This window comes from Natronococcus sp. JC468, assembly GCF_012163165.1.
In the GTDB taxonomy this organism is placed as follows: domain Archaea; phylum Halobacteriota; class Halobacteria; order Halobacteriales; family Natrialbaceae; genus Natronococcus; species Natronococcus jeotgali.
In genome coordinates this window covers 24,829-45,416 of record NZ_JAAVUO010000012.1, presented here as the reverse complement: position 1 = coordinate 45,416, position 20,588 = coordinate 24,829, and the positions used below count along the sequence as shown (strand labels likewise).

Here is a 20,588-nt window from a genome sequence, read left to right as displayed (position 1 = left end):
CGTTGCAAGCTCCCTCGAACCACGGAAGTGATAGAAGAGTTTTCCGTTCGCCCGTCGGGCTTCGCTCTCTACCGGGCGCCGTCGACGGTCCCGGAGATGGTCGTCGCTCGAGGGACGGCTCGAACGGTGACCGGAAAAACGGGAGCGCGATCTACTGGAAGGTGCGACCGAGCTGGTCTTCGCCTTCGGCTTCGGGTTCGGCGGTCTGGAACTGCTGTTCGATCTCCTCGTAGCGCTCGCGGGTCTCGGGGGTCACGCTCGGCTGGACCTCCTCGAGAGCCCGTTCGAAGTGCTCCTTGCTGATGCGGACGTTCTCGATCGTGTCCGGCATGTCGTCGGGGTCGACCGAGTTGATGAACTCGCGGCTGGCGGCCATCGAGGCCTCGCGGGTGACAGCCTCGATATCGGCGCCGACGTAGCCCTCCGTCTCGCTCGCGAGCCACTCGAGGTCGACCGCGTCGGCCAGGGGCTTGTCGCGGGTGTGGACCTCGAAGATCTTCCTGCGAGCCTCCTCGTCGGGAACCGGCACGTGGACGTGGCGGTCGAGCCGGCCCGGACGGAGCAGCGCCGAGTCGATCAGGTCCGGGCGGTTGGTCGTCGCGATGACGACGACGTCCTCGAGTTCCTCTAGCCCATCGAGTTCGGTCAGCAGCTGGCTGACGACCCGTTCGCCGACGCCGGAGTCACCCTGGCGCTGACCGCGTTCGCCCGCGATCGAGTCGATCTCGTCGAAGAAGATCACGGTCGGGGCGTTCGAGCGGGCCTTCTCGAAGACCTCCCGTACCCCCTTCTCGGACTCGCCGACGTACTTGTTCAGCAGCTCGGGCCCCTTGATCGAGATGAAGTTCGACTGGGACTCGTTGGCGACAGCCTTCGCGAGCAGGGTCTTCCCGGTTCCCGGTGGGCCGTACATGAGGACGCCCTTGGCGGCCTGCATGTCCATCTGCTCGAAGACCTCGGGGTAGTCCAGCGGCCACTGGATCGTCTCGCGCAGGCGTTCCTTGGTGTCGTTGAGGCCGCCGACGTCGTTCCAGGTGACGTCGGGCACCTCGACGAAGACCTCCCGCATCGCCGAGGGCTGGATCCCCTTGAGCGCCTCCTTGACGTCGGCCTCGGTCACCTCGAGGGTCTCGAGGATCTCGGCGTCGATCTCCTCGGATTCGAGATCGAGGTCGGGACGGATCCGCCGCAGGGCGTTCATCGCGCCCTCGCGGGCCAGCGACTCGAGGTCGGCGCCGACGAAGCCGTGGGTGTTCTCCGCGTAGTGATCGAGGTCGATGTCCTCATCGAGGGGCATCCCGCGGGTGTGGACCTGCAGGATCTCCTTGCGGCCCTCCTTGTCGGGGACGCCGATCTCGATCTCGCGGTCGAAACGGCCGCCCCGCCGCAGCGCGGGGTCGATCGCGTCGACCCGGTTCGTCGCGGCGATGACGGTGACTCGTCCGCGCTCCTCGAGGCCGTCCATCAGCGAGAGGAGCTGGGCGACGACCCGTCGCTCGACGTCGCCGCCGGCCTCCTCGCGTTTGGCGGCGATGGAGTCGAGCTCGTCGATGAAGATGATCGCGGGGGCGTTCTCCTCGGCCTCCTCGAACACCTCCCGGAGCTGCTCCTCGCTCTCGCCGTAGTACTTCGACATGATCTCCGGGCCGGAGATCGTCTCGAAGTGAGCGTCGATCTCGTTGGCGACGGCTTTCGCCATCAGCGTCTTCCCGGTGCCCGGCGGGCCGTGCAGGAGCACGCCCTTGGGCGGCTCGATACCCAGCTGCTGGAACAGCTCGGGATGGCGCATCGGCAGCTCGATCATCTCGCGAACCTGGTCGAGCTCGTCGTCGAGGCCGCCGATGTCCTCGTAGGTGACGTTCGGTACGCCCTCGGGCGAGCCGCCGGCGTCGCTGCTCACCTGTTCGGCCGGCGTCTCGGAGATCTCGATGTTCGTCGAGTCGGTGATGACGACGGTGCCGGAGGGGTCGGCGCTCGCGATCTTCAGCGGCACCGACTGTCCGGAGCTGGCCATCGGGCCGAACGACAGCGAGAACGGCACCGTCTGCCCCTCGGTGACGGCCTGGCCCGAGAGCTTGTCCCGGACGAGCGGGCCGATATCCCCGCGGATGCGGAGGTTCTGGGGAAGCGCGACCGTCACCGAGTTCGCGGGCTGGACGTCGGCAGGCTCGATGTCGACGCTGTCGTCGATCCCGACGTCGGCCTCCTGGCGCAGGCGGCCGTCGATGCGAACGATGCCGCGGCCCTCGTCCTCGGGGTAGCCGGGCCAGACGCGCGCGACGGCCTGGCTGTCGCCCTTGCCCTCGATGACGATGTAGTCGCCGTTCTCGAGGTCGAGCTCGCGCATCGAAACGCGGTCGATCGCGGCGAGCCCGCGGCCCGCGTCCTTCTGTTTCAGGGGTTTGACGGTGAGTTTCATTGGTCGTCCTCCAGTTCGACAGTGAGCACGCCGTTTCTGATAAACGTGTTCGCGTCAACTGCACCGTCGGGCAACTCGAGTTCGTACTGGTCGTCGTCGTCGACGACGATGACCGTCCCGTCGACGACGTCCACGTCGGCGTCGGTGCTCGCCGTGCCGAAGTCGACGGCCAGCACCGATTCGTCCTCGTACTCGTAGCGACGAGCAATCTGCTCGTCTCCACGGGTGAATTGGTCGAGTGTCATTTTGATACTAACTACGGGTAAGTGCTACTAATATATAAATATTTCTCCGACCAAATGCAGGACGGCATCGGGGTAGCTTCGAAGAGGCTTGTTCGTAGTTCAGCGTACGGTCCTCGGACACACGGCCCTATCGGATCCGTCCGTTCCTGCCGGTTGTGCCGACGGCGCCTCGAGCCTTTATGACGGTTCCCCGCGTCCGAAGGGGTATGGAAACGGTTCGACACCACGGCCGGGAAACGGCCTACGAGGTCGCCGACCGAGGGGGAACGGGACCGACGATCTGTTTCGTCCACGGTAGCGGCGGCTCCCGGGCGGCCTGGAAGGCACAGTACCGACTCGCCGATCGGTACCCGATCGTCGCCGTCGACCTCAGCGGGCACGGCGACTCCGAGGACGTCGACGCCGACCCCGGGTACACGACGCTGTCGGCCTACGCCGACGACGTCGCGGCCGTCCTCGAGGAAACCGACGCCGACGTCCTCGCGGGCAACTCCCTGGGCGGCGCCGTCGTCATGCACCTCCTGCTCGAGCGCGAGCCCGACGTCGAGGCCGCCGTGCTGACCGGAACCGGCGCTCGGCTGGGCGTGTTACAGGACCTGCTCGAGTGGCTCGACGACGACTTCGATCGGGCCGTCGAGTTCCTGCACGCCGACGACCGTCTCTTCCACGATCCCCGTCCCGAGCTCCGCGAGGAGTCGGCCGAGCAGATGTACGACTGCGGACGCGCCGTCACCGAACGGGACTTCCTGACCTCCCACCGGTTCGACGTTCGCGATGAACTCCACGGAATCGACGTCCCGACGCTTGCGGTCTACGGCGAACACGACCAGCTGACGCCGCCGCAGTACCACGAGTACCTCGCCGACGAGATCGACGACGCCGAACTCGTCGAGATCGAGGACGCGGCCCACCTGACGATGCTCGAGCAACCCGCGGCGTTCAACGAGGCGATCGCCGACTTTCTGGACGGACTCGAGTAGGTGCGGAACGGGGCTCGATCGTGCGGCCCAGTATCCGACGAAAATCAGTACAGTTCGTCGAGGTCGTCCTCCTCGTGGCTGTGCTCCTCGGCGGGGAACGACCCCGATTCGACGGCGTCGACGTAGCCCTCGACGGCCGAGCGCATCTCCTCGCGGACGTTCCCGAACCGCTTCGCGAAGGAGGGCGACCACTCGCTGAGGCCGACGGCGTCGTCGACGACCAGCACCTGGCCGTCGCAGTCGGGACCTGCACCGATCCCGATCGTCGGGATCTCGAGGACGTCGGTGACCTCCGCGGCCAGGTTCGCCGGGACGTGCTCGAGCACGAGCGAGAACGCGCCGGCGTCCTCGTGGGCCCGGGCGAGTTCGCGGATCCGCTCGGCGCCCTCGCGGTCGGTTCCCTGACGCGGGTAGCCGCCGTACTGGTTGACGTGCTGGGGAGTCAGCCCGAGGTGGGCCATCACGGGAATCCCCAGCTGGACCATCGTCTCGGTCAACTCGACGGTGTGGGGGCCACACTCGAGTTTCACCGCCGCCGCCCCTTCCTCTTTGAGCATTCGACCGGCGTTCTCGAGGCTGTCGGCCTCGTCGGCGCCGAACGAGAGGAAGGGCATGTCGGCGACGACCAGCGCCTCCTCGGTCGCCCGCGAGACCGCACCGACGTGGCGGGCCACGTCGTCGACGGTCACCGGAAGCGTCGTCTCGTACCCCAGCGAGGTGTTGCCGAGGCTGTCGCCGACGAGGATCACGTCGACGTCGGCCTCGTCGACGATCTCGGCCGTCGGTGCGTCGTAGGCCGTCAGCATCGTGATCGGTTCCGTCCCGGCCATCGACCGCAGCTCCCGTACGGTGGGCATACGTCTGAATCGGAGTCACGCGAGTAAATGCCATCGTTCCGCGCCGACGGCTCGCCACCCGCGATCCTTAAGAGGTCCCGGAAAACACGTTCGAACGTGCCAGAACGCGTCGAAACGACCTCGCCCGACGGCGTCGACTACGGCTGGGTGATGCAGACGACCTTCGTGACGACGATCCTCGTCGGCGCGCCGATCGTCGCCGCGCTGTCGATCGGCGCCGACCTCCCGAGCTGGGGCGCCCGCGCCGAGTTCGCGGTCCGGGTCGGCGCCGTCGTCTGGCTGGTCGTGGCGCTCGCAGTGTTCGCGTACGCGAAACGCACGCAGGAGTAGTCCCGCTCTCGAATCCGCGATCTCGGCGACGCCCCTGGAGCGGGCGTCCGACGAGGCTCTACTCGAGGGGTTCGACGTACTCGAAGTCGACGCCCGCGCGGCGAGCGGTTCGTCGGTCGCGATCGGTGTCGCCGACGAACAGCGTCGTTGCTGGCTCCGCGTCGAGTCCGCGGACCGTTTCGAGCAGCGGCTCGGGATCGGGCTTTCGCGTCTCGACGGTATCCCGGCCGACGACCGCGTCGACGGCGCTCTCGAGGGCGTGTTCGTCGAGGGCGATCCGACAGGCCGCTTCGCAGTTGAGCGAGCAGACGCCGACCGGAACCGACCGTTCGAGCAGTTCGTCGGCGCGGGCCAGCCGACGCGAGCGTCGAGCGCCCTCGCGTTCGTGGTCGGCGATCGTCTCCTCGACGGCCGGCGCGATCTCGAAGTTGCTCGCGGCCTCGAGCAGCTCCCAGAGGTTCTCGCTCGGCGGATCGGCGGCGGCTCGGGCGTACACCGCGATGACGTCGATCGCGACGGCGTTCCAGTCGACCGCGAGGTCGACCAGGGTCCCGTCCAGGTCGTAGACGATGGCGTCGTATTCGCTCACGATCGGTGCTACGGCGAAGGAGCCAATAGCGGCTTCGATCCCCGGGGTTCACTCGAGCAGGTGGCGCGCGATGACCTTCTTCTGGATCTCGGTGGTCCCCTCGTAGATCTCGGTGATCTTGGCGTCCCGGTAGAGCCGCTCGACCTCGCCCTCGGTGACGTAGCCGTAGCCGCCGTGGATCTGGACGGCCTCGTTGGTGACGAACATTGCGGTCTCGCTGGCGAAGTACTTCGCCATGCTCGCGGTCAGCCCGGCGCTGCCCGACGCGCGCTCTCGGGCGGCTTCGCGGGTCAGCAGCCGGCTCGCCTCGATTCGGGTCGCCATCTCGGCGAGCTTGTGGCGAATCGACTGGAACTCGGCGATCGGCTGGTCGAACTGCTCGCGCTCCCCGGCGTACTCGAGCGCTTCGTCCATCGCACACTGGGCGAGGCCGACCGACTGGGCGGCGATGGCGATCCGCCCGCCTGTGAGGATGTGAAAGGCCGCCGACAGCCCGCGCCCCTCCTCTGTCAGGCGGTTCTCCGCGGGGATCCGCACGCCGTCGAACGTGAGACTCGTCGTGTCGCTCGCCCGGAGCCCCAGCTTCTCTTCTTTCTCGCCGACCGAGAGCCCGGCGACGTCGCCGGGAACGAGAAACTGCGTCACCGACTCCGGGTCGTCGCGGTCGGTCTTCGCGAACAGCACGTAGACGCCCGCCCGCTTCCCGTTCGTGATCCACTGCTTCTCGCCGTCGATGACGTACTCGTCGCCCTCCCTGCGGGCCTCGGTTGACATCTCGGCGGGGTTCGAGCCGGCGTGGGGCTCCGAGAGCGCGAACGCACCGACGGGACGCCCGTCGGCCATCTCGGGTAGCCACCGCTCCTTGACGTCCTCGCTGCCGAACTCGGCGATACAGGACGTCGCCAGTGAGTGAACCGACAGCGCCGTTGCGACCGCGAGCGCGCCGTAGGCGACCTCCTCGTTGACGACGGCCGCCGTCACCGGGTCGGCGTCGTAGCCACCGTACTCCTCGGGGACGGTGAGACTCGTCAAGTCGAGCTCCGCGAGGCCGTCCCAGACGTCCTCGGGAAACTCCTGGTTCCGGTCGGCCTCGAGCGCCGTCGGTCTGATCTCCTCGCGGGCGAACTCGCGGACGACGTCGCGCACCGCCGCCTGCTCCTCGGTGAGCTCCATACGTCCTCATTCGAGTCGGCCGGCAAAAATGGCCACCATCGATCGCTCACCCCCCGCCGAGTCCCCCGGCCGAACGGTCGAGCTGCTCGCCCGCGAGCACGCGGTTCGCGCGCCGGAGCCGCTCTGACAGCGCCTGGTGGGAGATCTCGAGCTCGTCGGCCAGCTCCTCGAGGGAGATTTCACGGGGGACGTCGTAGTAGCCGTGGCGGTAGGCCTCGGCGATCGCCTCCCGCTGGGGGTCGGTCAGCGTCGTCGCCATCTCGAGGTCCTCGTTCTCCTGGGCCTCGACCATGCGCCTGATGTCGACGCGCGCGTCGCGATCCTCGAAGTCGGAGACGGCCTGCGAGACGCCTTCCCTGTGGGGGAACAACAGCGTGACCGTCCAGCGGCCGTTCGCGACCTCGGCCTCGAGGACGGTCCCGTCGTTCGCGTAGACCGCGCTGCAGATCGGCGTGGCCTCGTCGGCGTACCGGATCCGGAACAGCCACGCCTCGCCGTCGGGTCGCTCGAGCAATCGTGTGAACGTCGCGACCGTCGGATCGTCGGCGAGGGCCGTCTCGATGGTCGCGGCGTCGGCGTTCGCGAACCAGATCAACGGCGCGGTCCGGACCGAGTCGTCGACGACGACGCTTTCGACCCGCAGCTCGAACTCCGGCAGCGAGCGGATCGTCGGCTCCAGCGCGAACGACTCCGTGGGAACGGCCAGTTCGGCGATCGTCGTCACGGGCGGATCACCCCGATCGCCCGGTTCGAGCCCAGTCGATGGTCGCTGGCGGTACCGAACTCGGAGTGGGACTCGAATGCATTCATACCAAATCACTCGACTCGACGCGCGGGCGCCCGACGTGGGAACCGCCCCCGGTCGAACCGTGTTGACCGAACGCACAGCTCCGAGCGGGTTGATGAACCGGCCTATCTATTCCGGTTATTTAAGATCGATACGGCTCACCCGAGCCTGGCGAGGCGATTCAGCGCGTACGCCGTTCGAAGGACGTCGACGCTCTTTCCGCGATCGAAGACGAGCTCGTCGGTCCGGAGGACGTGCTCGAGGGTGTCCTGGGAGGCGTGTTCCGGCGCGGCCGCGATCCCGGCGTCGTTCTCGGCGACCCACTCCATGACGCGGCGGTCGCTCTTCGAGTCGCCCATCACGAGCGCGAACGGATCCTCGACGCCGAGGACCTCCAGCGCGCGCTCGACGCCGACGACCTTGTTCAGCTCGAGGCTCCCGATCTCGGCGGCGTCGGCCTCGTAGTAGGCGACGTCGATCCGCTCGAGGACGTCCGCGAGTTCGTCGGGGATCGTCGCCTCGTCCCGGTCCGGGTAGGCGCCCTCCTCCTCGAGGACGGTCCTGATCTCGGGATCCTGGTCGGCGTAAAACGCGCGGGTCCGATCGCGGATCGCCTCGCCGTCGAATCCGATCGCCTCACCGACCGCGTCGGCCAGCAGGTCGATCAGGTAGACCAGCGCGTCGTCGATGATCTCGCGGGCGTCGGCCGAGCCGGTCTCGTAGTTGGGCTTCATCGTGACGTTGAACTCGTTGCCCTGGAGGTGACAGCCCCGCCTGAGCGCGTCGGGAGCCTCCGGCAGGACGCGAGTCCGCAGGTCGTCGAACACCTCGCGGATCTCCTCGTCGAGCTCCTCGTACAGCAGCTGTTTGGTCTCGGCGCCGTGGCCCGGTGTGAACACGCCGGTTCCTGCCTCGTAGACGATCGATAGCTCCCCGGAGTGGACGATTTCGCTGCCCAGCCCCTGGATGGCGAAGCCCTTGACGTTCTCTAAGGTCTGGCCCGTACAGATCACGATCGGGACGCCGGCCTCGTGAAACTCCGTCAGGACGTGCAGCGTCTCCCGGGGGATCTCGTTGTCCGTGCCGCCGGCCGAGCGCAGCGTCTCGTCGACGTCGAGTACGAGCACGTTCACCCCGCGGCCGTACTTGGCCTCGAGGTCGAGCGCGGTGAAGGCCTGATCGCGGGTCGCTCGCGCGGCGATCTCCGCGAACGTCTCGCCGGACGCGAACGCCGATCGGATCTCGTCCTTGCGGTCCTCGAGCTCCTCGGTGGCCTCCTGCCAGTGCTCCAGCGCGACCCGCGAGTCGACGGCGGGGAAGACGTCGACGAACTCCTGGTACTCCCGCAGGGTCTTCGTGTCGTACTCGTCGTAGAGCCGGTAGACGAGATCGTACCGTTCCATACTCGGGATACCGGAGAGCCGAGTGATAATCCTTGCCACTGATGAGAGTCTTTCCAGCGACTCGAGGCGACGTTCGTCGGCTGCGACACGACTATAAAAACGGCGTGCGAACCTCGAGCCATGAAAAACGTTGACGACCTCATCGAGAGTGCCGCCGAACTCGCCGATCAAGGCCTCTCGAAGGGCGAGATCGCCGACGAGCTGAACGTCTCCCGGGAGACCGCCAGCTGGCTGGTCGAGCGCAGCGGCGCGACGGCCGAGCCCTCCAACCAGCCGACCCAGCAGTCGGCGGGGGACGGCGGACCGCAGGACATCCACGTCGACTGGTCGGCGATCGGCCGCGACAGCAAGCGCATGGGGGCGATCGCAGAGGCGATGGCCGACTTACTCGCCAAACACGGCGAGGACGTCGATCTCACCGTCGGCATCGAGAAGGCCGGCGGCCCCATCGCGACGCTGGTCGCGAGCGAGCTCGAGACCGATCTCTCGACGTACACGCCCGCGAAACACCAGTGGGAGGAGGGCGACATCGACGAACTCGGCGGGACGTTCTCGCGGAACTTCGCGGGCATCCGCAACCGAGAGTGTTACGTCGTCGACGACACCGTCACCAGCGGCACGACGATGCGCGAGACGATCTCGGCGATTCGATCGGAGGGCGGCGAACCGCTCGCCTGCGTCGTCCTCGCGGACAAGCAGGGCGTCGAGGAGATCGAGGGCGTCCCCGTTTACTCGCTGTTGCAGGTCATCAGCGTCGGCAAGGACGAGTAACCCGCTGAACGAGGTGGGTCGAGTTCCGGTCCGTGACGGGCTCGAGCCGCGGTCGGCGTTCCGGGCAGCGACGTCGCGACTCGAGAGGGGGCGATGCGGCAAAAAAGCGGTACGGAAGGGGAGTTAGCCGTGGATTCCCATCGCTTCGATCTGTTCCTGGTAGCGGTTCCGGATGGTGACTTCGGTCACCTGGGCGACGTCGGCGACCTCGCGCTGGGTCTTCTTCTCGTTACACAGCAGCGAGGCGGCGTAGATCGCCGCGGCGGCGTACCCGGTCGGGGACTTGCCCGAGAGCAGTCCTTCCTCGGCCGTCTTCTCGATGATCTCGTTGGCCTTGGTCTGGACTTCCTCGGAGAGTTCGAGTTCGGAACAGAAGCGTGGGACGTACTTTTTCGGGTCGACGGGGCGCATCTCGAGGCCGAGTTCCTGCGAGATGTACCGATACGTGCGACCGATCTCCTTTCGTTCGACGCGTGAAACTTCCGAGATTTCTTCGAGGCTTCGCGGGATGCCCTCCTTTCGACAGGCGGCGTACAGCGCCGAGGTGGCGACGCCCTCGATCGACCGACCGCGGATGAGGTCTTCCTTGAGCGCGCGCCGGTAGATCACCGACGCGACCTCCCGGACCGATCGCGGCACGCCCAGCGCCGACGCCATTCGATCGATCTCCGAGAGCGCGAACTGCAGGTTGCGCTCGCCAGCGTCCTTCGTTCGGATGCGTTCCTGCCACTTGCGCAGGCGGTGCATCTGGCTGCGTTTCTTCGAGGAGATCGAGCGACCGTAGGCGTCCTTGTCCTTCCAGTCGATCGTCGTCGTCAGCCCCTTGTCGTGCATCGTCTGTGTCGTCGGCGCGCCGACGCGGGACTTCTCCTGTCGTTCCTGGTGATTGAACGCCCGCCACTCCGGACCGGGGTCGATCTTCTCCTCCTCGACGACGAGCCCACAGTCTTCGCAGATGAGCTCACCCCGATCGGAGTCTTTCACGAGATTGTCCGACTCGCATTCGGGGCAGGCACGTACCCCCTCCTGCTCCTCGGATTCGTCCGTTTCACGCATTCGCTCCCGCTGGCGGGTGGACCGTGTCATCGCGCTTTTATAGTAGTACTACTATGATATATAAGTTCTGGGGTCCCGTTCGCTCCTTGATCATAGCATTCCCCGAAATCCCCACCGACAGGCGTTCAGAGGTGTGGTTTACGATTTGGAACCGGAAAACATTTATTCGGTTCTCGTCGATCACCGGCAGGAATGCCGGTTATCGAGTGCGACGTCGACGCCGCCCGCGACCGTCTCGAGGACGCGGGCGTCACCGTCGACGCCGGGAATACCGAACACGAGCGCTGGCGGGCGAGCCGCGACGGCGCGACGGCCGTCGCCTACGACGGGAAGGTCGTAATCCAGGGCGAGACGCCCCGCAAACTCGAGTCGCTGCTCCGGGACGGGGGCGGCCGCGCGCACGTCTACTTCGATGGCGCCAGCCGCGGCAACCCCGGCCCCGCGGCGATCGGGTGGGTGATCGTCACCGGCGACGGGATCGTCGCCGAGGGGAGCGAGCGGATCGGCCGGACGACGAACAACCGGGCCGAGTACGAGGCGCTGATCACGGCCCTGGAGGCCGCCACGGAGTACGGCTACGGCGAGGTCCACGTCCGGGGCGACTCCGAGCTGATCGTCAAACAGGTCCGGGGTGAGTACGACACCAACAATCCGGAGCTACGCGAGCGACGCGTCGCCGCCCGCGAACTGCTCTCGCGGTTCGACGAGTGGACCCTCGAGTACGTTCCCCGGGAGGTCAACGACCGCGCGGACGGGCTGGCTAACGAGGCGCTGGATCGAGCGTGAAGCGGCAAGGGAAAAACCCTCGAGCGCGAACGAGGGGTATGAGCGACCTCGCGAACGAGGGGGACGCGGACGAGGACGGAACGTCCGGCGACCTCCCCGACGACGTCGTCGAGGAGGCCGAACGGCTGACCCGACTGGCCCGCACCGCGACCGACGAGAACGAGCGAGCAGCCCGGCTCGAGCGCCGCGACGACCTACTCGACGAGCACGGGTTTACCGCCCGCGTCCGAGACGACGAGGACGCGACGCTCGTGCTCCACCCCGCGGAGTGGCACGAGGACGGCGTCATCAGAACCGACCGCATCGAGGACATCGACCGCGCGATCGAGATTCGGCTCGAGGGTACCGAGGACCCCGACGACTGGCGGGCCGTCGACGAGCGAAACCGCCAGCTCGCCGCCGCGGTTCGGGAGCGCCACGGCGACGTCCACGGCGACAACGCGGACGCCCTCGCGGCGTTTTTCGGCAACCACTACGCGAAGCCGATCGCGTCGGCGACGCCCGCGGAGCTCGAGGAGTTTCGAACCGAGTACTTCGTCCGCAACGCCTGGCCCTCGGCGGCCCAGCGCGAGGCGATCGAGGAGTCGATCCGGCTGGCGTTCGAGGCGGTCGACGAGCCACACCCCGAGCTCCGGAAGTCGTCGGCCAAATAAAAGGGACGGTGGCGCACCCGATCACGACTTCGGCGTGCGATCGGGCGCGAACGGCGGTTCTGACACCTCGGTTGTCGCTCAGTAGCTCTCGTCGACGAGCTGGCGGATCTCGTCGGCGCGGTCGTCGTCGGTGACGATCTTCGAGAGGGACCACTGGACGCCGTCGAGGACGGCCTCGTAGCCCTCGTCGGTCAGCGAGTACTGGTTCGTTCGCTTGTCGAGTTCGCTCTTCTCGACCAGGCCGAGCTCGACGAGTTCGTCGAGGTTCGGGTAGAGTCGGCCGTGGTTGACCTCGGTGCCGTAGTAGTCCTCGAGCTCGCGTTTGATCGCCAGGCCGTACATCGGCTCCTTGGCGAGGATGGTGAGGATGTTGTTCTGGAACGCCGTCAGCTCGCGCGCGACGCTCTGATCGCCGCTGATTGATTGTGCCTCTGACATACTTTCCTGAAAGTATCCGGACTATTTAAGACTTCTCAACTATTCTGCCCGATCGGTTCGTCAGACCGCGTCCAGCCGTCAACGCCGCCGCCTCGAGCCCGTCCTCGTCGATCGTTCGGCGACCGTCGGTCGTAGCGTTCGATCCGATTACGAAAGTACTTTTTGACCTACCGTGGAGTTTCAAGCCACATGGTCAATCTCTGGGAAGAGTTAGAGACCGGACCGAACGCACCCGAAGAGATCTACGCCGTCGTCGAGTGTCTCAAGGGCGAGCGCAACAAGTACGAGTACGACAAGGACGTCCCCGGCGTCGTGCTCGACCGCGTGCTCCACTCGAACGTCCACTACCCCGCCGACTACGGCTTCATCCCGCAGAGCTACTACGACGACGAGGACCCCTTCGACGTCCTCGTCCTCGTCGAGGACCAGACGTTCCCCGGCTGCATCATCGAGGCCCGTCCCGTCGCGCTGATGAAGATGGACGACGACGGCGAGCAGGACGACAAGGTCATCGCTGTCCCCAGCGAGGACCCCCGCTACGACCACATCGAGGACCTCAAGGACATCCCCCAGCAGCAACTCGACGAGATCGACGAGTTCTTCGCGACCTACAAGAATCTCGAGGAGGGCAAGGAAGTCGAGACGCAGGGCTGGGAGGATAAGCAGGCCGCCTACGACGCGATCGAGCACGCCCAGGAGCTCTACGAGGAGCACTTCTAACGGCGACGCCGTCCCGGCCTTCGTTTCGTCGCGCCCGAATACGCTCGAGTTATCTCCGCCCGCCCGTCGCATACGTTATGAGCATGGGTAATTTTATTGGCCGAGCCGCCATACTACCGATCGTCATGGCAGCAACCAACCCGTCCGTACGAGAGTCCGACTCGGTCGAACCCGGCTCGGGGATGGCCCACCTCACGGTCGTCCCGACGAACTTCCGACCCGATCGATCGGAGTCGGACGGGCCCGAGAAGTGAGTTCGACGGACGACGTCCTCGCCGCGTCCCGCTCCGGAGCCGTTTTGCCGCCGTCTACGAGCCGCCGATTCCGGAAACGGCGGGCCGATCGTCGCCGTTTTCGGGAGCGAACGTCACGAGAGCGCCGACGGCGCTCGACTCGCCGTCGTCGATCGTCGAAAACAGTGTCCGGAAACGAACCTTCTTGTATGCGGTCGGACTACGGCCCCCCATGGGTCTGTTCGACCGGTTGCGGGGCGACGACAACCCCCGAGTCGCGTTTATCGGCGTCGACGGCGTGCCGTACAGTCTGCTCTCCGAACACGAGGATCGCTTCCCGAACTTCGCGGCGATCGCGGAAGAGGGAACTGCGAGCGAGATCTCGAGCATCGTTCCGCCCGAGTCAAGCGCCTGCTGGCCGTCGCTGACCACCGGGGTCAACCCCGGTGAGACCGGCGTCTACGGCTTTCAGGACCGCGAGGTCGGAACGTACGACACGTACGTTCCGATGGGTCGGGAGGTCCAGGCCGACCGCGTCTGGGACCGCGTTCAGGACGAGGGGCTGAAGGCGACGGTGATGAACGTCCCCGTCACGTTCCCGCCCCAGCGCAACGTCCAGCGGATGGTCTCGGGCTTTCTCTCGCCCGATCTCGAGAAGGCCGCCTACCCCGACGACGTTCGGGACTACCTCGAGGGGCTCGACTACCGCATCGACGTCAACCCGAAGCTCGGCCACGAGGAGGACAAGGCGGCGTTCATCGAGGACGCCCACGAGACCGTCGACGCGCGCTTCGAGGCGTTCAAACACTACATCGAGGAGGACGACTGGGACCTCTTTTTCGGCGTCTTCATGACGACCGATCGGGTCAACCACTTCCTGTTCAAAGACTACGAGCGCGACGGCCAGTACCGGGAGGAGTTCTTCGAGTTCTACGAGAAGGTCGACGACTACATCGGTCGGCTGCGTGAGGCCCTGCCCGAGGACGTCACGCTGATCGTCGCCTCCGACCACGGCTTCACGAGCCTCGACTACGAGGTCCACTTCAACGAGTGGCTCCGGGAGGAGGGGTGGCTCTCCTTCGGGACGGACGAGCCCGAGGAGCTGGGCGACATCAGCGACGAGACCCGCGCCTACTCCTTTATCCCCGGGCGGTTCTACCTCAACCTCGAGGGTCGCGAACCGCGGGGTTCGGTCCCCGAAGACGAGTACGACGACGTTCGCGACGAGCTCAAGGCCGACCTCGAGGCCCTCGAGGGTCCCGACGGGAAGAAGGTCGTCGACCGCGTCGTCGAGAAGGAGGCGGCGTTCCGGGGCGACCACGACGACATTGCGCCGGATCTGGTCGCGATCCCGAACAAGGGATTCGACCTCAAGTCCGGGTTCAAGGCCGACTCCGAGATCTTCACGACGGGGCCGCGAAACGGGATGCACAGCTTCGACGACACCTCGCTGTACATCGACGATCCCGACGCCTCCATCGGCGACGCCGACCTCTTCGACATCGCGCCGACGATCCTGGAGCTGCTGGAGGTCGAGTACAGCCGCAGCGAGCTCGACGGCGCGAGTCTGCTCTAGGCCCGATCGATCCCGTTTTCCGCCCGGCGCGGTTCCGCGGAGGTATGAAGGAAGTCATCCGCGCTCGAGGACACGAGCACGTCAGCGCCGACCACGCGAGCACGTTCGAGGTGACGACCGACGACTACCTCACCCCCGCCGGCGATTGCATCCTCGCGATCGAGGCTGACCGAGCGCCCGCGGACTTCGACCCCGAGTTCGTCGACGCCTGTCGGGACGCCGAGGCGACGATCACCGTCGAGATCGAGGCCGACGGCCACCGCGAGTCCGTCGCGGGACGGGGCGACCCCGACCTCGAGTTCGCGAACGAGCGCAGCGCGGTCGGGCGAACCAGCGACTACGTCGACGACCGGACGATCCTGGTCGACGCCGAGTTCGCGGCCGAGGGGTTCGATCGCGACCTGATCGACGCGCTCGCGGCGGGCGCCGAGACGACGGTGAGCGTCACCGTCGAGTGATCGTCCCCGCGGTCCGTCCGCGGCTCGAGCCGTGGTGTCGCTTCCGCGGCGGTTTTGCTTCTCGAACCCAAACGCGCGGCCATGAGTGACGACCGAGAGCCGTCGGTCAACATCAGCGGCGGCGACGCCGGAGGCGGAGCCGCAGCCGAGTTCGATCCGGCGACCGCCGAGACCCGTGCCGAGCGCGTCGTCGACCGCCTCGGCGAGCTGTACTGGCAGAAGACCTACGGCGGGCAGGACGCGTTCACCTGTCTGGTCCGGACGATCCTGAGCCAGAACACCAGCGACAAGGCGAGCCAGCCGGCCCACGACGCGCTGATCGAACGATACGACGACCCGGATCGGGACTTGGCAGCGGCGCTGGCCGATGCCGAACGCTCCGAGTTGGCCGAGACGATCAGCTCCGCGGGGCTGTACAACCAGAAATCGGAGATGATCATCGGCGCCGCCGAGGAGATCCTCGAGGAGTTCGGCTCGGCAGCGGGGTTCGACGACTTCGTCAGGGAAGACGAGCCGGAGGCGGTCCGCGATCGGCTGCTCGAGATCCACGGCGTCGGCCCGAAGACCGCCGACTGCGTCCTGCTATTCTCGGGCGGGCGCGGCGGCGTCTTCCCCGTCGACACGCACGTCCACCGGATCTACCGCCGACTGGGGATCGCCCCGCCCGACGCCGACCACGAGGCGGTTCGGGCCGTCCTCGAGCGGGAGGTCCCCGCCGCGAAGTGCGGCTTCGGCCACACCGCCTCGATCCAGTTCGGCCGCGAGTACTGCACGGCCCGCAAACCGGCCTGCCTCGAGGATCCCGACGCGTGTCCGATGGCCGACGTCTGCGAGCAGGTCGGCGTCTACCCGGCGACGGGCGAGGTCGTCGATCCGGCCGAGGCCCCGGAGTCCTGATACGGCCGCCCTACCGAGGTACCGGGCGATCGCAGAACAGTCGTTCTCCCCGCAATCGTCTCGCGGAGCGTTCGTCGCGCTGTACCCACGGGCGACGCGGCCGCCGCGACCTCAGTAGCTGAACTGGATCAGCGCCGAGCCGACGAGGACGATCATCGACGCCGAGGCCTTCTGGGCCAGCGTGAACGGATCGAACTGCTCCTCGAGGACGGCGGGCGCGAGCTTCGAGAGCGCGAGCGCGCCGACGAAGACCATCATCACGTCGAGTTTGGTGATCGCGGTCGCCAGCGAGACGGGGCCGTTCTCGAGCGCGCGGATGAACGTGAACAGTCCGACGGCGTTGAGCAGGCCGCCGACCAGCAGCAGCTTCGTCCCCTTCGTGAGCCGAACGCGCCCGGCCAGCAGGTCGGCCGGGTCGGGCTGGACCCCGCCGTCGGCGCGAAACGGGACGATCGCGGCGATCGAGAGCAGGCCGCCGAGGCTGATCCAGAAGAGGATCTCGACGGTGCCGAAGCCGTCCGTGAGGACCTTCATTCCGGTGTTGAAGACGGCGAAGGCGATCGCGGCCAGGATCGCGACGCCGACCGTCGAGAAGGTCAGACTCTCGCGGATCGAGCCCGCCTCCCGGTCGTACGAGATGAACAGCGCGCCGAAGACGACCAGCGCGACCCCCGCGTAGACGCCGGAGGGAAAGGCCTCGTCGAGCACCAGAAAGCCCAGCACGAGCACGAAGACGGTCTCGATCGACAGCGCGGGGACGAACCGCGAGACGTCGCCGTTGACCAGCCCCCAGTAGTAGACGCCGTAGGCGATCGTCGAGACGACGCCGAACCCCAGCGCGATCGCGATCGGGACGGGCTCGGCGCCCGCCACTCCCTCGCCGCCGACCCCGGCGAGGCTATTGCGGATCGCGGGCCACTCGAGAGCGAGCCCGACGAGGACGTAGACGGCGTAGAAGGGGACGCAGTTGTAGATCGCCAGCGTCAGCGGGTCGTCGATCTCGACGCCGCTGACGATCTTCGAGAGCAGCGCGATCACGGCGTAGATCCCCGCGGTCAGGAGGGCGTAGAGGAACCAGGTCGAGATCACGGGCGGCTCACCCCTCGGAGGGAGCCGCGCGTTCGAAACCGATCGGTGCCGTGGCCCTCGAGACGGCCGCGCTCGTCGCGTTCCATCAGTTCCGACCGAGTCCCTCGAGTTCCAAGAGTATCCTGCAAGAAGTGTCGACTGTCACTTCGTCCCACGATCTCCGACAGGCCGTCCTCGAAACGGTGATCCGGACTCGTCCAGCGACCGTGGCCAACTCGAGCGCGCGGCGCCGTTCGGGTCGCGCGCTCGAGTCACGGGGGAGGGCAGGCCGACCGCGCGGCGCGGGGATCCCCGCGCCGCGTTGCGGATCTGGTGGACTGAAAGGGCGAACGACCGCTGTCAGGCGGTCGTGAGGGCTTTCTACAGGAAGCGGAACGTCTCGAGGTTCTTCGGCGCGAACGTCCGCATGTTGTAGTCGTGGTACAGCGCCGAGGAGAGGTCCTGCGTCGAGCGCTCGTCGCCGTGGACGCAGAGCACCTTCTCGGGACGCGGGTTCATCGTCTTCACGAAGTTCTCGAGGCCAGCGCGGTCGGCGTGGCCGGAGAAGCCGTCGACGGTCTCGACGTTCATGTTCAGCGAGAGCGTGCCGCGGCCGCCGCCGTTGCCCATCGCGCCGACCTCGCTGGTGGGAATCTCGTCCCAGCCGTTCTGGATGCGCCGGCCGAGGGTCCCCTGGGCCTGGTAGCCGACGAAGACCAGGGAGGAGTCCGGATCGGGGCCGAGGTGGCTCAGCCAGGACATGATCGGACCGCCGGTGACCATCCCCGACGTCGAGAGGATGATACAGGGCTCGCCGTCGGCGACGTCCTGGCGTTCCTCCTCGCCGCCGTCGATGTGGTTGAACTGCTCGGCGAGGAAGGGATTCTCGTCGTCGTGGAAGATCCGATCCCGCAGGTCGTCCCGGAGGTACTCGGGGTAGGTCGTGTGGATCGCCGTCGCCTCCCAGATCATCCCGTCGAGGTGGACGGGCATCTCGGGGATCTTCCCCGATCGCATCGCCTCCTCGAGGACGAGCATGATCTCCTGGGAGCGACCCACGGCGAAGGCGGGAATGAGGACCTTCCCGTCGCGGTCGTAGGCCTCGTTGATGACGTCGACGAGCTTTCGCTCGGAGTCCTCCTGGTCGGTCTGGTAGTCGTTGCGACCGCCGTAGGTCGACTCGAGCACGAGCGTCTCGACCCGCGGGAAGTCGTTGACGGCGCCGTTGAACAGGCGCGTGTCGTCGTAGTGGATGTCGCCCGAGAACGCGACGTTGTAGAGGCCGTCGCCGATGTGGAAGTGGGAGACGGCCGAGCCGAGGATGTGCCCGGCGTTGTGCAGCGTCAGTTTGACGTCGGGTGCGATGTCGGTGACGTCGCCGTACTCGAGCGGGATGGTGTGTTTGATCGCCTCGCGGACCATCTCGGAGTCGTACGGCGGGGTGCGCCCCTCCTTGGCGGCGACGTCGAGGTAGTCGAGCGTCAGCAGCCCCATCAGGTCGCGCGTGGGCTCGGTGCAGTAGATCGGTCCGTCGTAGCCGTACTTAAAGAGAAGCGGGATGAGCGCGGAGTGGTCGAGGTGGGCGTGGGTGAGCACGACCGCGTCGATCGTCTGTGCGCCCGCACCTAGCGCCTCGGGGGCGTGAAGGTACGGCACCTCGCCCTCGGCGCCGGGCTTGTCGCCGCAGTCGATGAGGATTCGGGTCTCGGGCGTCGAGAGGATGAAGGAGGCCCGTCCGACCTCGCGACAGCAACCCAGCGTCGTGATGCGGACGTACTCGTCGTCGGACATCTCCTCGCGGTGGATCTGACGACCCACGCGTTCCAGAATGTCCCGTCGGTCGTCCCGTTCCTGTTTGAGGAAGCTCCGGACGTTCGAGACCGTCGAGGACTCGATCGGCGGGGTTCGGACGACTTCGGGCGTCCAGCCGACGGTTTTCGTGATGTCCCGGAGCGTCGAGCCGTGACGGCCGATGACCATCCCGGGCTTTTCGGCCTCGATGACGACCTCGCCGGTGTCGGCGTGGAAGTCCAGGTCCGTGACGCCGGCGTCGTCGGGGATGACGTTCATGATCTCCTCGCGGGCCTCGTCGGGCCGCGAGAGGACGCTCGGGTCCGGACGGACGGTGATCCGCTTTCGCAGTTTGCTCGCCAGCTGTCGGACGAGGTCGCCCTGCTGGGCGAACTCCTTGGGGTCGCGCGTGTAGACGACCAGTTCGGGACCTTCGTACTTCACCGAGGAAACCGAGATATCGTTCGGTAACTCGCTCGTGATCTCTGCTTTCAAATCGTCGAGTTGCTGCTCTACAGTGCTCATAATCGCCAGTTATCGATTGCGTGAACTCGCCGACGTGGGGGACGTCGCAGCCGTCGAAACGAACGCACCACCGCGGGGACCGGGATCGCCGACGGCCCGTCGGTCGACGGCCGTCGCCCGCCGCAGTACTGAGGACCGCAAGCGACGGCACCGTCGGACGACGGAACTACCGTTCCGTCCGGTGTCTCGAGTCATCGTGTGGTGGTTCGCCCGATGAAGACGCTCCCAAGTCGGTTATCCTGGTTCGTGCGGGAAGATTCCAGGGAGAACCCGCTTACACGAGGCTATTCTTTGCGTGGTATAAAAGCCTTCGCAAAACCCAGGGTGGTTCGGGCCGAAGCGACCACATGCACCTCACGCCGAACCGCGTCGCCGCCGAGTACGAGTGGGTCCGCGGACGCGCCGACGCCGTCGTCCCGATCGTCAACGACGTGCGCGAGGACCTCGGATCGATCTTCGAGACCGACGTCGATCCCGTCACCGAGGCGGCCTACCGCGAGGAGGTCGACGCCGTCTTCGCCGACGGTGACCTCGCGGTCAACGTTGCCGCGATGGTCGCGATCCTGCGCGAGCTCGACGTCGACGGCGACTACCCCGGCTTCGTCGTCGACGAGATCCTCGGCCGCGAGCTGGCGGCGACGATCGCGGGTGCCCAACCCCTGCGGACGCTCGGCGAGGCGACGTTTCACTACGCCGACCTGCGGGTCCACGGCGACGAGAGCGAGAACGCCGGGGTCGACGACTGCGAGGCCGCGCTGGCCGCCGGCTTCCAGGAGCGACTGCCGGGCTGGAGCTGGACCGAACGGGAGAGCCCCTTCGGGGTCGAGTAGGGG

Annotated in this window: 22 protein-coding genes; 11 read left to right on the top strand and 11 right to left on the bottom strand. The window is 66.9% G+C overall.

Translation table 11 applies throughout. The annotated features are described in order from the left end of the window. Positions 1–151: 151 nt before the first annotated feature. Positions 152–2,419, bottom strand: coding sequence for a CDC48 family AAA ATPase (locus GWG54_RS09340; RefSeq protein WP_167937516.1), 2,268 nt, complete (start codon positions 2,417–2,419; stop codon positions 152–154). Continuing rightward, positions 2,416–2,664, bottom strand: a complete 249-nt coding sequence (locus tag GWG54_RS09335; RefSeq protein ID WP_167937515.1) for a type III pantothenate kinase — start codon at positions 2,662–2,664, stop codon at positions 2,416–2,418. The genes GWG54_RS09340 and GWG54_RS09335 overlap by 4 nt, the downstream gene beginning before the upstream one ends. Positions 2,665–2,870: 206 nt before the next feature. On the opposite strand from GWG54_RS09335, the gene GWG54_RS09330 reads away from it, so the two are divergent. Continuing rightward, entirely contained in the window at positions 2,871–3,644 is a 774-nt protein-coding gene (locus tag GWG54_RS09330) for an alpha/beta fold hydrolase (protein WP_167937514.1), read from the top strand. Positions 3,645–3,688: 44 nt separating this feature from the next. On the opposite strand, the gene panB is transcribed toward GWG54_RS09330, so the two are convergent. Next, complete coding sequence (gene panB / locus GWG54_RS09325) at positions 3,689–4,501, bottom strand: 3-methyl-2-oxobutanoate hydroxymethyltransferase (RefSeq protein ID WP_167937513.1); 813 nt, start codon at positions 4,499–4,501, stop codon at positions 3,689–3,691. Between the two features lie 96 nt (positions 4,502–4,597). Between panB and GWG54_RS09320 the strand changes: the two genes are divergently transcribed. Beyond that, positions 4,598–4,831: a DUF5822 domain-containing protein gene (locus GWG54_RS09320; RefSeq protein ID WP_167937512.1), complete on the top strand. Its 234-nt coding sequence runs from the start codon at positions 4,598–4,600 to the stop codon at positions 4,829–4,831. 58 nt (positions 4,832–4,889) lie between these two features. On the opposite strand, the gene GWG54_RS09315 is transcribed toward GWG54_RS09320, so the two are convergent. The 4 genes from GWG54_RS09315 to GWG54_RS09300 form a co-directional block, all read right to left on the bottom strand. Further along, positions 4,890–5,420 (bottom strand): HAD hydrolase-like protein, encoded by a 531-nt coding sequence (locus GWG54_RS09315; RefSeq protein WP_312854268.1) that lies wholly within the window; start codon positions 5,418–5,420, stop codon positions 4,890–4,892. Positions 5,421–5,468: 48 nt separating this feature from the next. Then, complete coding sequence (locus GWG54_RS09310) at positions 5,469–6,593, bottom strand: acyl-CoA dehydrogenase family protein (RefSeq protein WP_167937511.1); 1,125 nt, start codon at positions 6,591–6,593, stop codon at positions 5,469–5,471. Positions 6,594–6,639: 46 nt separating this feature from the next. After that, the gene (locus GWG54_RS09305) at positions 6,640–7,317 is read right to left on the bottom strand and encodes a helix-turn-helix domain-containing protein (RefSeq protein WP_167937510.1); all 678 of its coding nucleotides are present in this window, start codon (positions 7,315–7,317) and stop codon (positions 6,640–6,642) included. 221 nt (positions 7,318–7,538) lie between these two features. Beyond that, entirely contained in the window at positions 7,539–8,783 is a 1,245-nt protein-coding gene (locus tag GWG54_RS09300; RefSeq protein WP_167937509.1) for an HAD hydrolase family protein, read from the bottom strand. Between the two features lie 120 nt (positions 8,784–8,903). Between GWG54_RS09300 and gfcR the strand changes: the two genes are divergently transcribed. Further along, positions 8,904–9,554 carry a transcriptional regulator GfcR gene (gene gfcR / locus GWG54_RS09295; RefSeq protein ID WP_167937508.1) on the top strand — a complete coding sequence of 217 codons (651 nt, stop codon included), beginning with the start codon at positions 8,904–8,906 and terminating at the stop codon, positions 9,552–9,554. A 123-nt stretch (positions 9,555–9,677) separates the two neighbouring features. Here gfcR and GWG54_RS09290 read toward each other — a convergent pair whose 3' ends face one another. Next, entirely contained in the window at positions 9,678–10,640 is a 963-nt protein-coding gene (locus tag GWG54_RS09290; protein WP_015321996.1) for a transcription initiation factor IIB family protein, read from the bottom strand. A 162-nt stretch (positions 10,641–10,802) separates the two neighbouring features. Between GWG54_RS09290 and rnhA the strand changes: the two genes are divergently transcribed. Both rnhA and GWG54_RS09280 read left to right on the top strand, forming a co-directional pair. Beyond that, complete coding sequence (rnhA, locus tag GWG54_RS09285) at positions 10,803–11,396, top strand: ribonuclease HI (protein ID WP_167937507.1); 594 nt, start codon at positions 10,803–10,805, stop codon at positions 11,394–11,396. Positions 11,397–11,434: 38 nt separating this feature from the next. Continuing rightward, complete coding sequence (locus tag GWG54_RS09280; RefSeq protein ID WP_167937506.1) at positions 11,435–12,049, top strand: hypothetical protein; 615 nt, start codon at positions 11,435–11,437, stop codon at positions 12,047–12,049. A gap of 78 nt (positions 12,050–12,127) precedes the next feature. On the opposite strand, the gene GWG54_RS09275 is transcribed toward GWG54_RS09280, so the two are convergent. Continuing rightward, positions 12,128–12,487, bottom strand: a complete 360-nt coding sequence (locus GWG54_RS09275; RefSeq protein ID WP_167937505.1) for a PadR family transcriptional regulator — start codon at positions 12,485–12,487, stop codon at positions 12,128–12,130. A gap of 189 nt (positions 12,488–12,676) precedes the next feature. On the opposite strand from GWG54_RS09275, the gene GWG54_RS09270 reads away from it, so the two are divergent. The 5 genes from GWG54_RS09270 (at position 12,677) to nth (ending at position 16,371) form a co-directional block, all read left to right on the top strand. Next, positions 12,677–13,207, top strand: coding sequence for an inorganic diphosphatase (locus tag GWG54_RS09270; RefSeq protein ID WP_167937504.1), 531 nt, complete (start codon positions 12,677–12,679; stop codon positions 13,205–13,207). A 125-nt stretch (positions 13,208–13,332) separates the two neighbouring features. Beyond that, positions 13,333–13,461 carry a hypothetical protein gene (locus GWG54_RS21170; protein ID WP_280842095.1) on the top strand — a complete coding sequence of 43 codons (129 nt, stop codon included), beginning with the start codon at positions 13,333–13,335 and terminating at the stop codon, positions 13,459–13,461. A gap of 211 nt (positions 13,462–13,672) precedes the next feature. Next, positions 13,673–15,016 carry an alkaline phosphatase family protein gene (locus tag GWG54_RS09265; protein WP_167937503.1) on the top strand — a complete coding sequence of 448 codons (1,344 nt, stop codon included), beginning with the start codon at positions 13,673–13,675 and terminating at the stop codon, positions 15,014–15,016. A gap of 44 nt (positions 15,017–15,060) precedes the next feature. Beyond that, positions 15,061–15,474 carry a DUF371 domain-containing protein gene (locus GWG54_RS09260; RefSeq protein WP_167937502.1) on the top strand — a complete coding sequence of 138 codons (414 nt, stop codon included), beginning with the start codon at positions 15,061–15,063 and terminating at the stop codon, positions 15,472–15,474. Positions 15,475–15,555: 81 nt separating this feature from the next. Then, a complete protein-coding gene (nth, locus tag GWG54_RS09255) occupies positions 15,556–16,371 on the top strand; it encodes an endonuclease III (protein ID WP_167937501.1) in 816 nt (271 codons plus the stop codon). A 111-nt stretch (positions 16,372–16,482) separates the two neighbouring features. Here the strand turns inward: nth and GWG54_RS09250 are convergent, their stop codons facing one another. Both GWG54_RS09250 and GWG54_RS09245 read right to left on the bottom strand, forming a co-directional pair. After that, complete coding sequence (locus GWG54_RS09250) at positions 16,483–17,460, bottom strand: EamA family transporter (protein ID WP_167937500.1); 978 nt, start codon at positions 17,458–17,460, stop codon at positions 16,483–16,485. A gap of 360 nt (positions 17,461–17,820) precedes the next feature. After that, positions 17,821–19,755 carry a beta-CASP ribonuclease aCPSF1 gene (locus GWG54_RS09245; RefSeq protein WP_167937499.1) on the bottom strand — a complete coding sequence of 645 codons (1,935 nt, stop codon included), beginning with the start codon at positions 19,753–19,755 and terminating at the stop codon, positions 17,821–17,823. Positions 19,756–20,102: 347 nt separating this feature from the next. Between GWG54_RS09245 and GWG54_RS09240 the strand changes: the two genes are divergently transcribed. Next, entirely contained in the window at positions 20,103–20,585 is a 483-nt protein-coding gene (locus GWG54_RS09240; RefSeq protein ID WP_167937498.1) for a hypothetical protein, read from the top strand. The last annotated feature ends 3 nt before the right edge of the window (positions 20,586–20,588 follow it).

Bases quoted from the DNA above. Each gene is read 5' to 3' on its own strand.
- GWG54_RS09340 (WP_167937516.1), bottom strand. From the start codon at position 2,419: ATGAAACTCACCGTCAAACCCCTGAAACAGAAGGACGCGGGCCGCGGG.
- GWG54_RS09335 (WP_167937515.1), bottom strand. From the start codon at position 2,664: ATGACACTCGACCAATTCACCCGTGGAGACGAGCAGATTGCTCGTCGC.
- GWG54_RS09330 (WP_167937514.1), top strand. From the start codon at position 2,871: ATGGAAACGGTTCGACACCACGGCCGGGAAACGGCCTACGAGGTCGCC.
- panB (WP_167937513.1), bottom strand. From the start codon at position 4,501: ATGCCCACCGTACGGGAGCTGCGGTCGATGGCCGGGACGGAACCGATC.
- GWG54_RS09310 (WP_167937511.1), bottom strand. From the start codon at position 6,593: ATGGAGCTCACCGAGGAGCAGGCGGCGGTGCGCGACGTCGTCCGCGAG.
- GWG54_RS09300 (WP_167937509.1), bottom strand. From the start codon at position 8,783: ATGGAACGGTACGATCTCGTCTACCGGCTCTACGACGAGTACGACACG.
- gfcR (WP_167937508.1), top strand. From the start codon at position 8,904: ATGAAAAACGTTGACGACCTCATCGAGAGTGCCGCCGAACTCGCCGAT.
- GWG54_RS09290 (WP_015321996.1), bottom strand. From the start codon at position 10,640: ATGACACGGTCCACCCGCCAGCGGGAGCGAATGCGTGAAACGGACGAA.
- rnhA (WP_167937507.1), top strand. From the start codon at position 10,803: ATGCCGGTTATCGAGTGCGACGTCGACGCCGCCCGCGACCGTCTCGAG.
- GWG54_RS09280 (WP_167937506.1), top strand. From the start codon at position 11,435: ATGAGCGACCTCGCGAACGAGGGGGACGCGGACGAGGACGGAACGTCC.
- GWG54_RS09275 (WP_167937505.1), bottom strand. From the start codon at position 12,487: ATGTCAGAGGCACAATCAATCAGCGGCGATCAGAGCGTCGCGCGCGAG.
- GWG54_RS09270 (WP_167937504.1), top strand. From the start codon at position 12,677: ATGGTCAATCTCTGGGAAGAGTTAGAGACCGGACCGAACGCACCCGAA.
- GWG54_RS21170 (WP_280842095.1), top strand. From the start codon at position 13,333: ATGGCAGCAACCAACCCGTCCGTACGAGAGTCCGACTCGGTCGAACCC.
- GWG54_RS09265 (WP_167937503.1), top strand. From the start codon at position 13,673: ATGGGTCTGTTCGACCGGTTGCGGGGCGACGACAACCCCCGAGTCGCG.
- GWG54_RS09260 (WP_167937502.1), top strand. From the start codon at position 15,061: ATGAAGGAAGTCATCCGCGCTCGAGGACACGAGCACGTCAGCGCCGAC.
- nth (WP_167937501.1), top strand. From the start codon at position 15,556: ATGAGTGACGACCGAGAGCCGTCGGTCAACATCAGCGGCGGCGACGCC.
- GWG54_RS09245 (WP_167937499.1), bottom strand. From the start codon at position 19,755: ATGAGCACTGTAGAGCAGCAACTCGACGATTTGAAAGCAGAGATCACG.
- GWG54_RS09240 (WP_167937498.1), top strand. From the start codon at position 20,103: ATGCACCTCACGCCGAACCGCGTCGCCGCCGAGTACGAGTGGGTCCGC.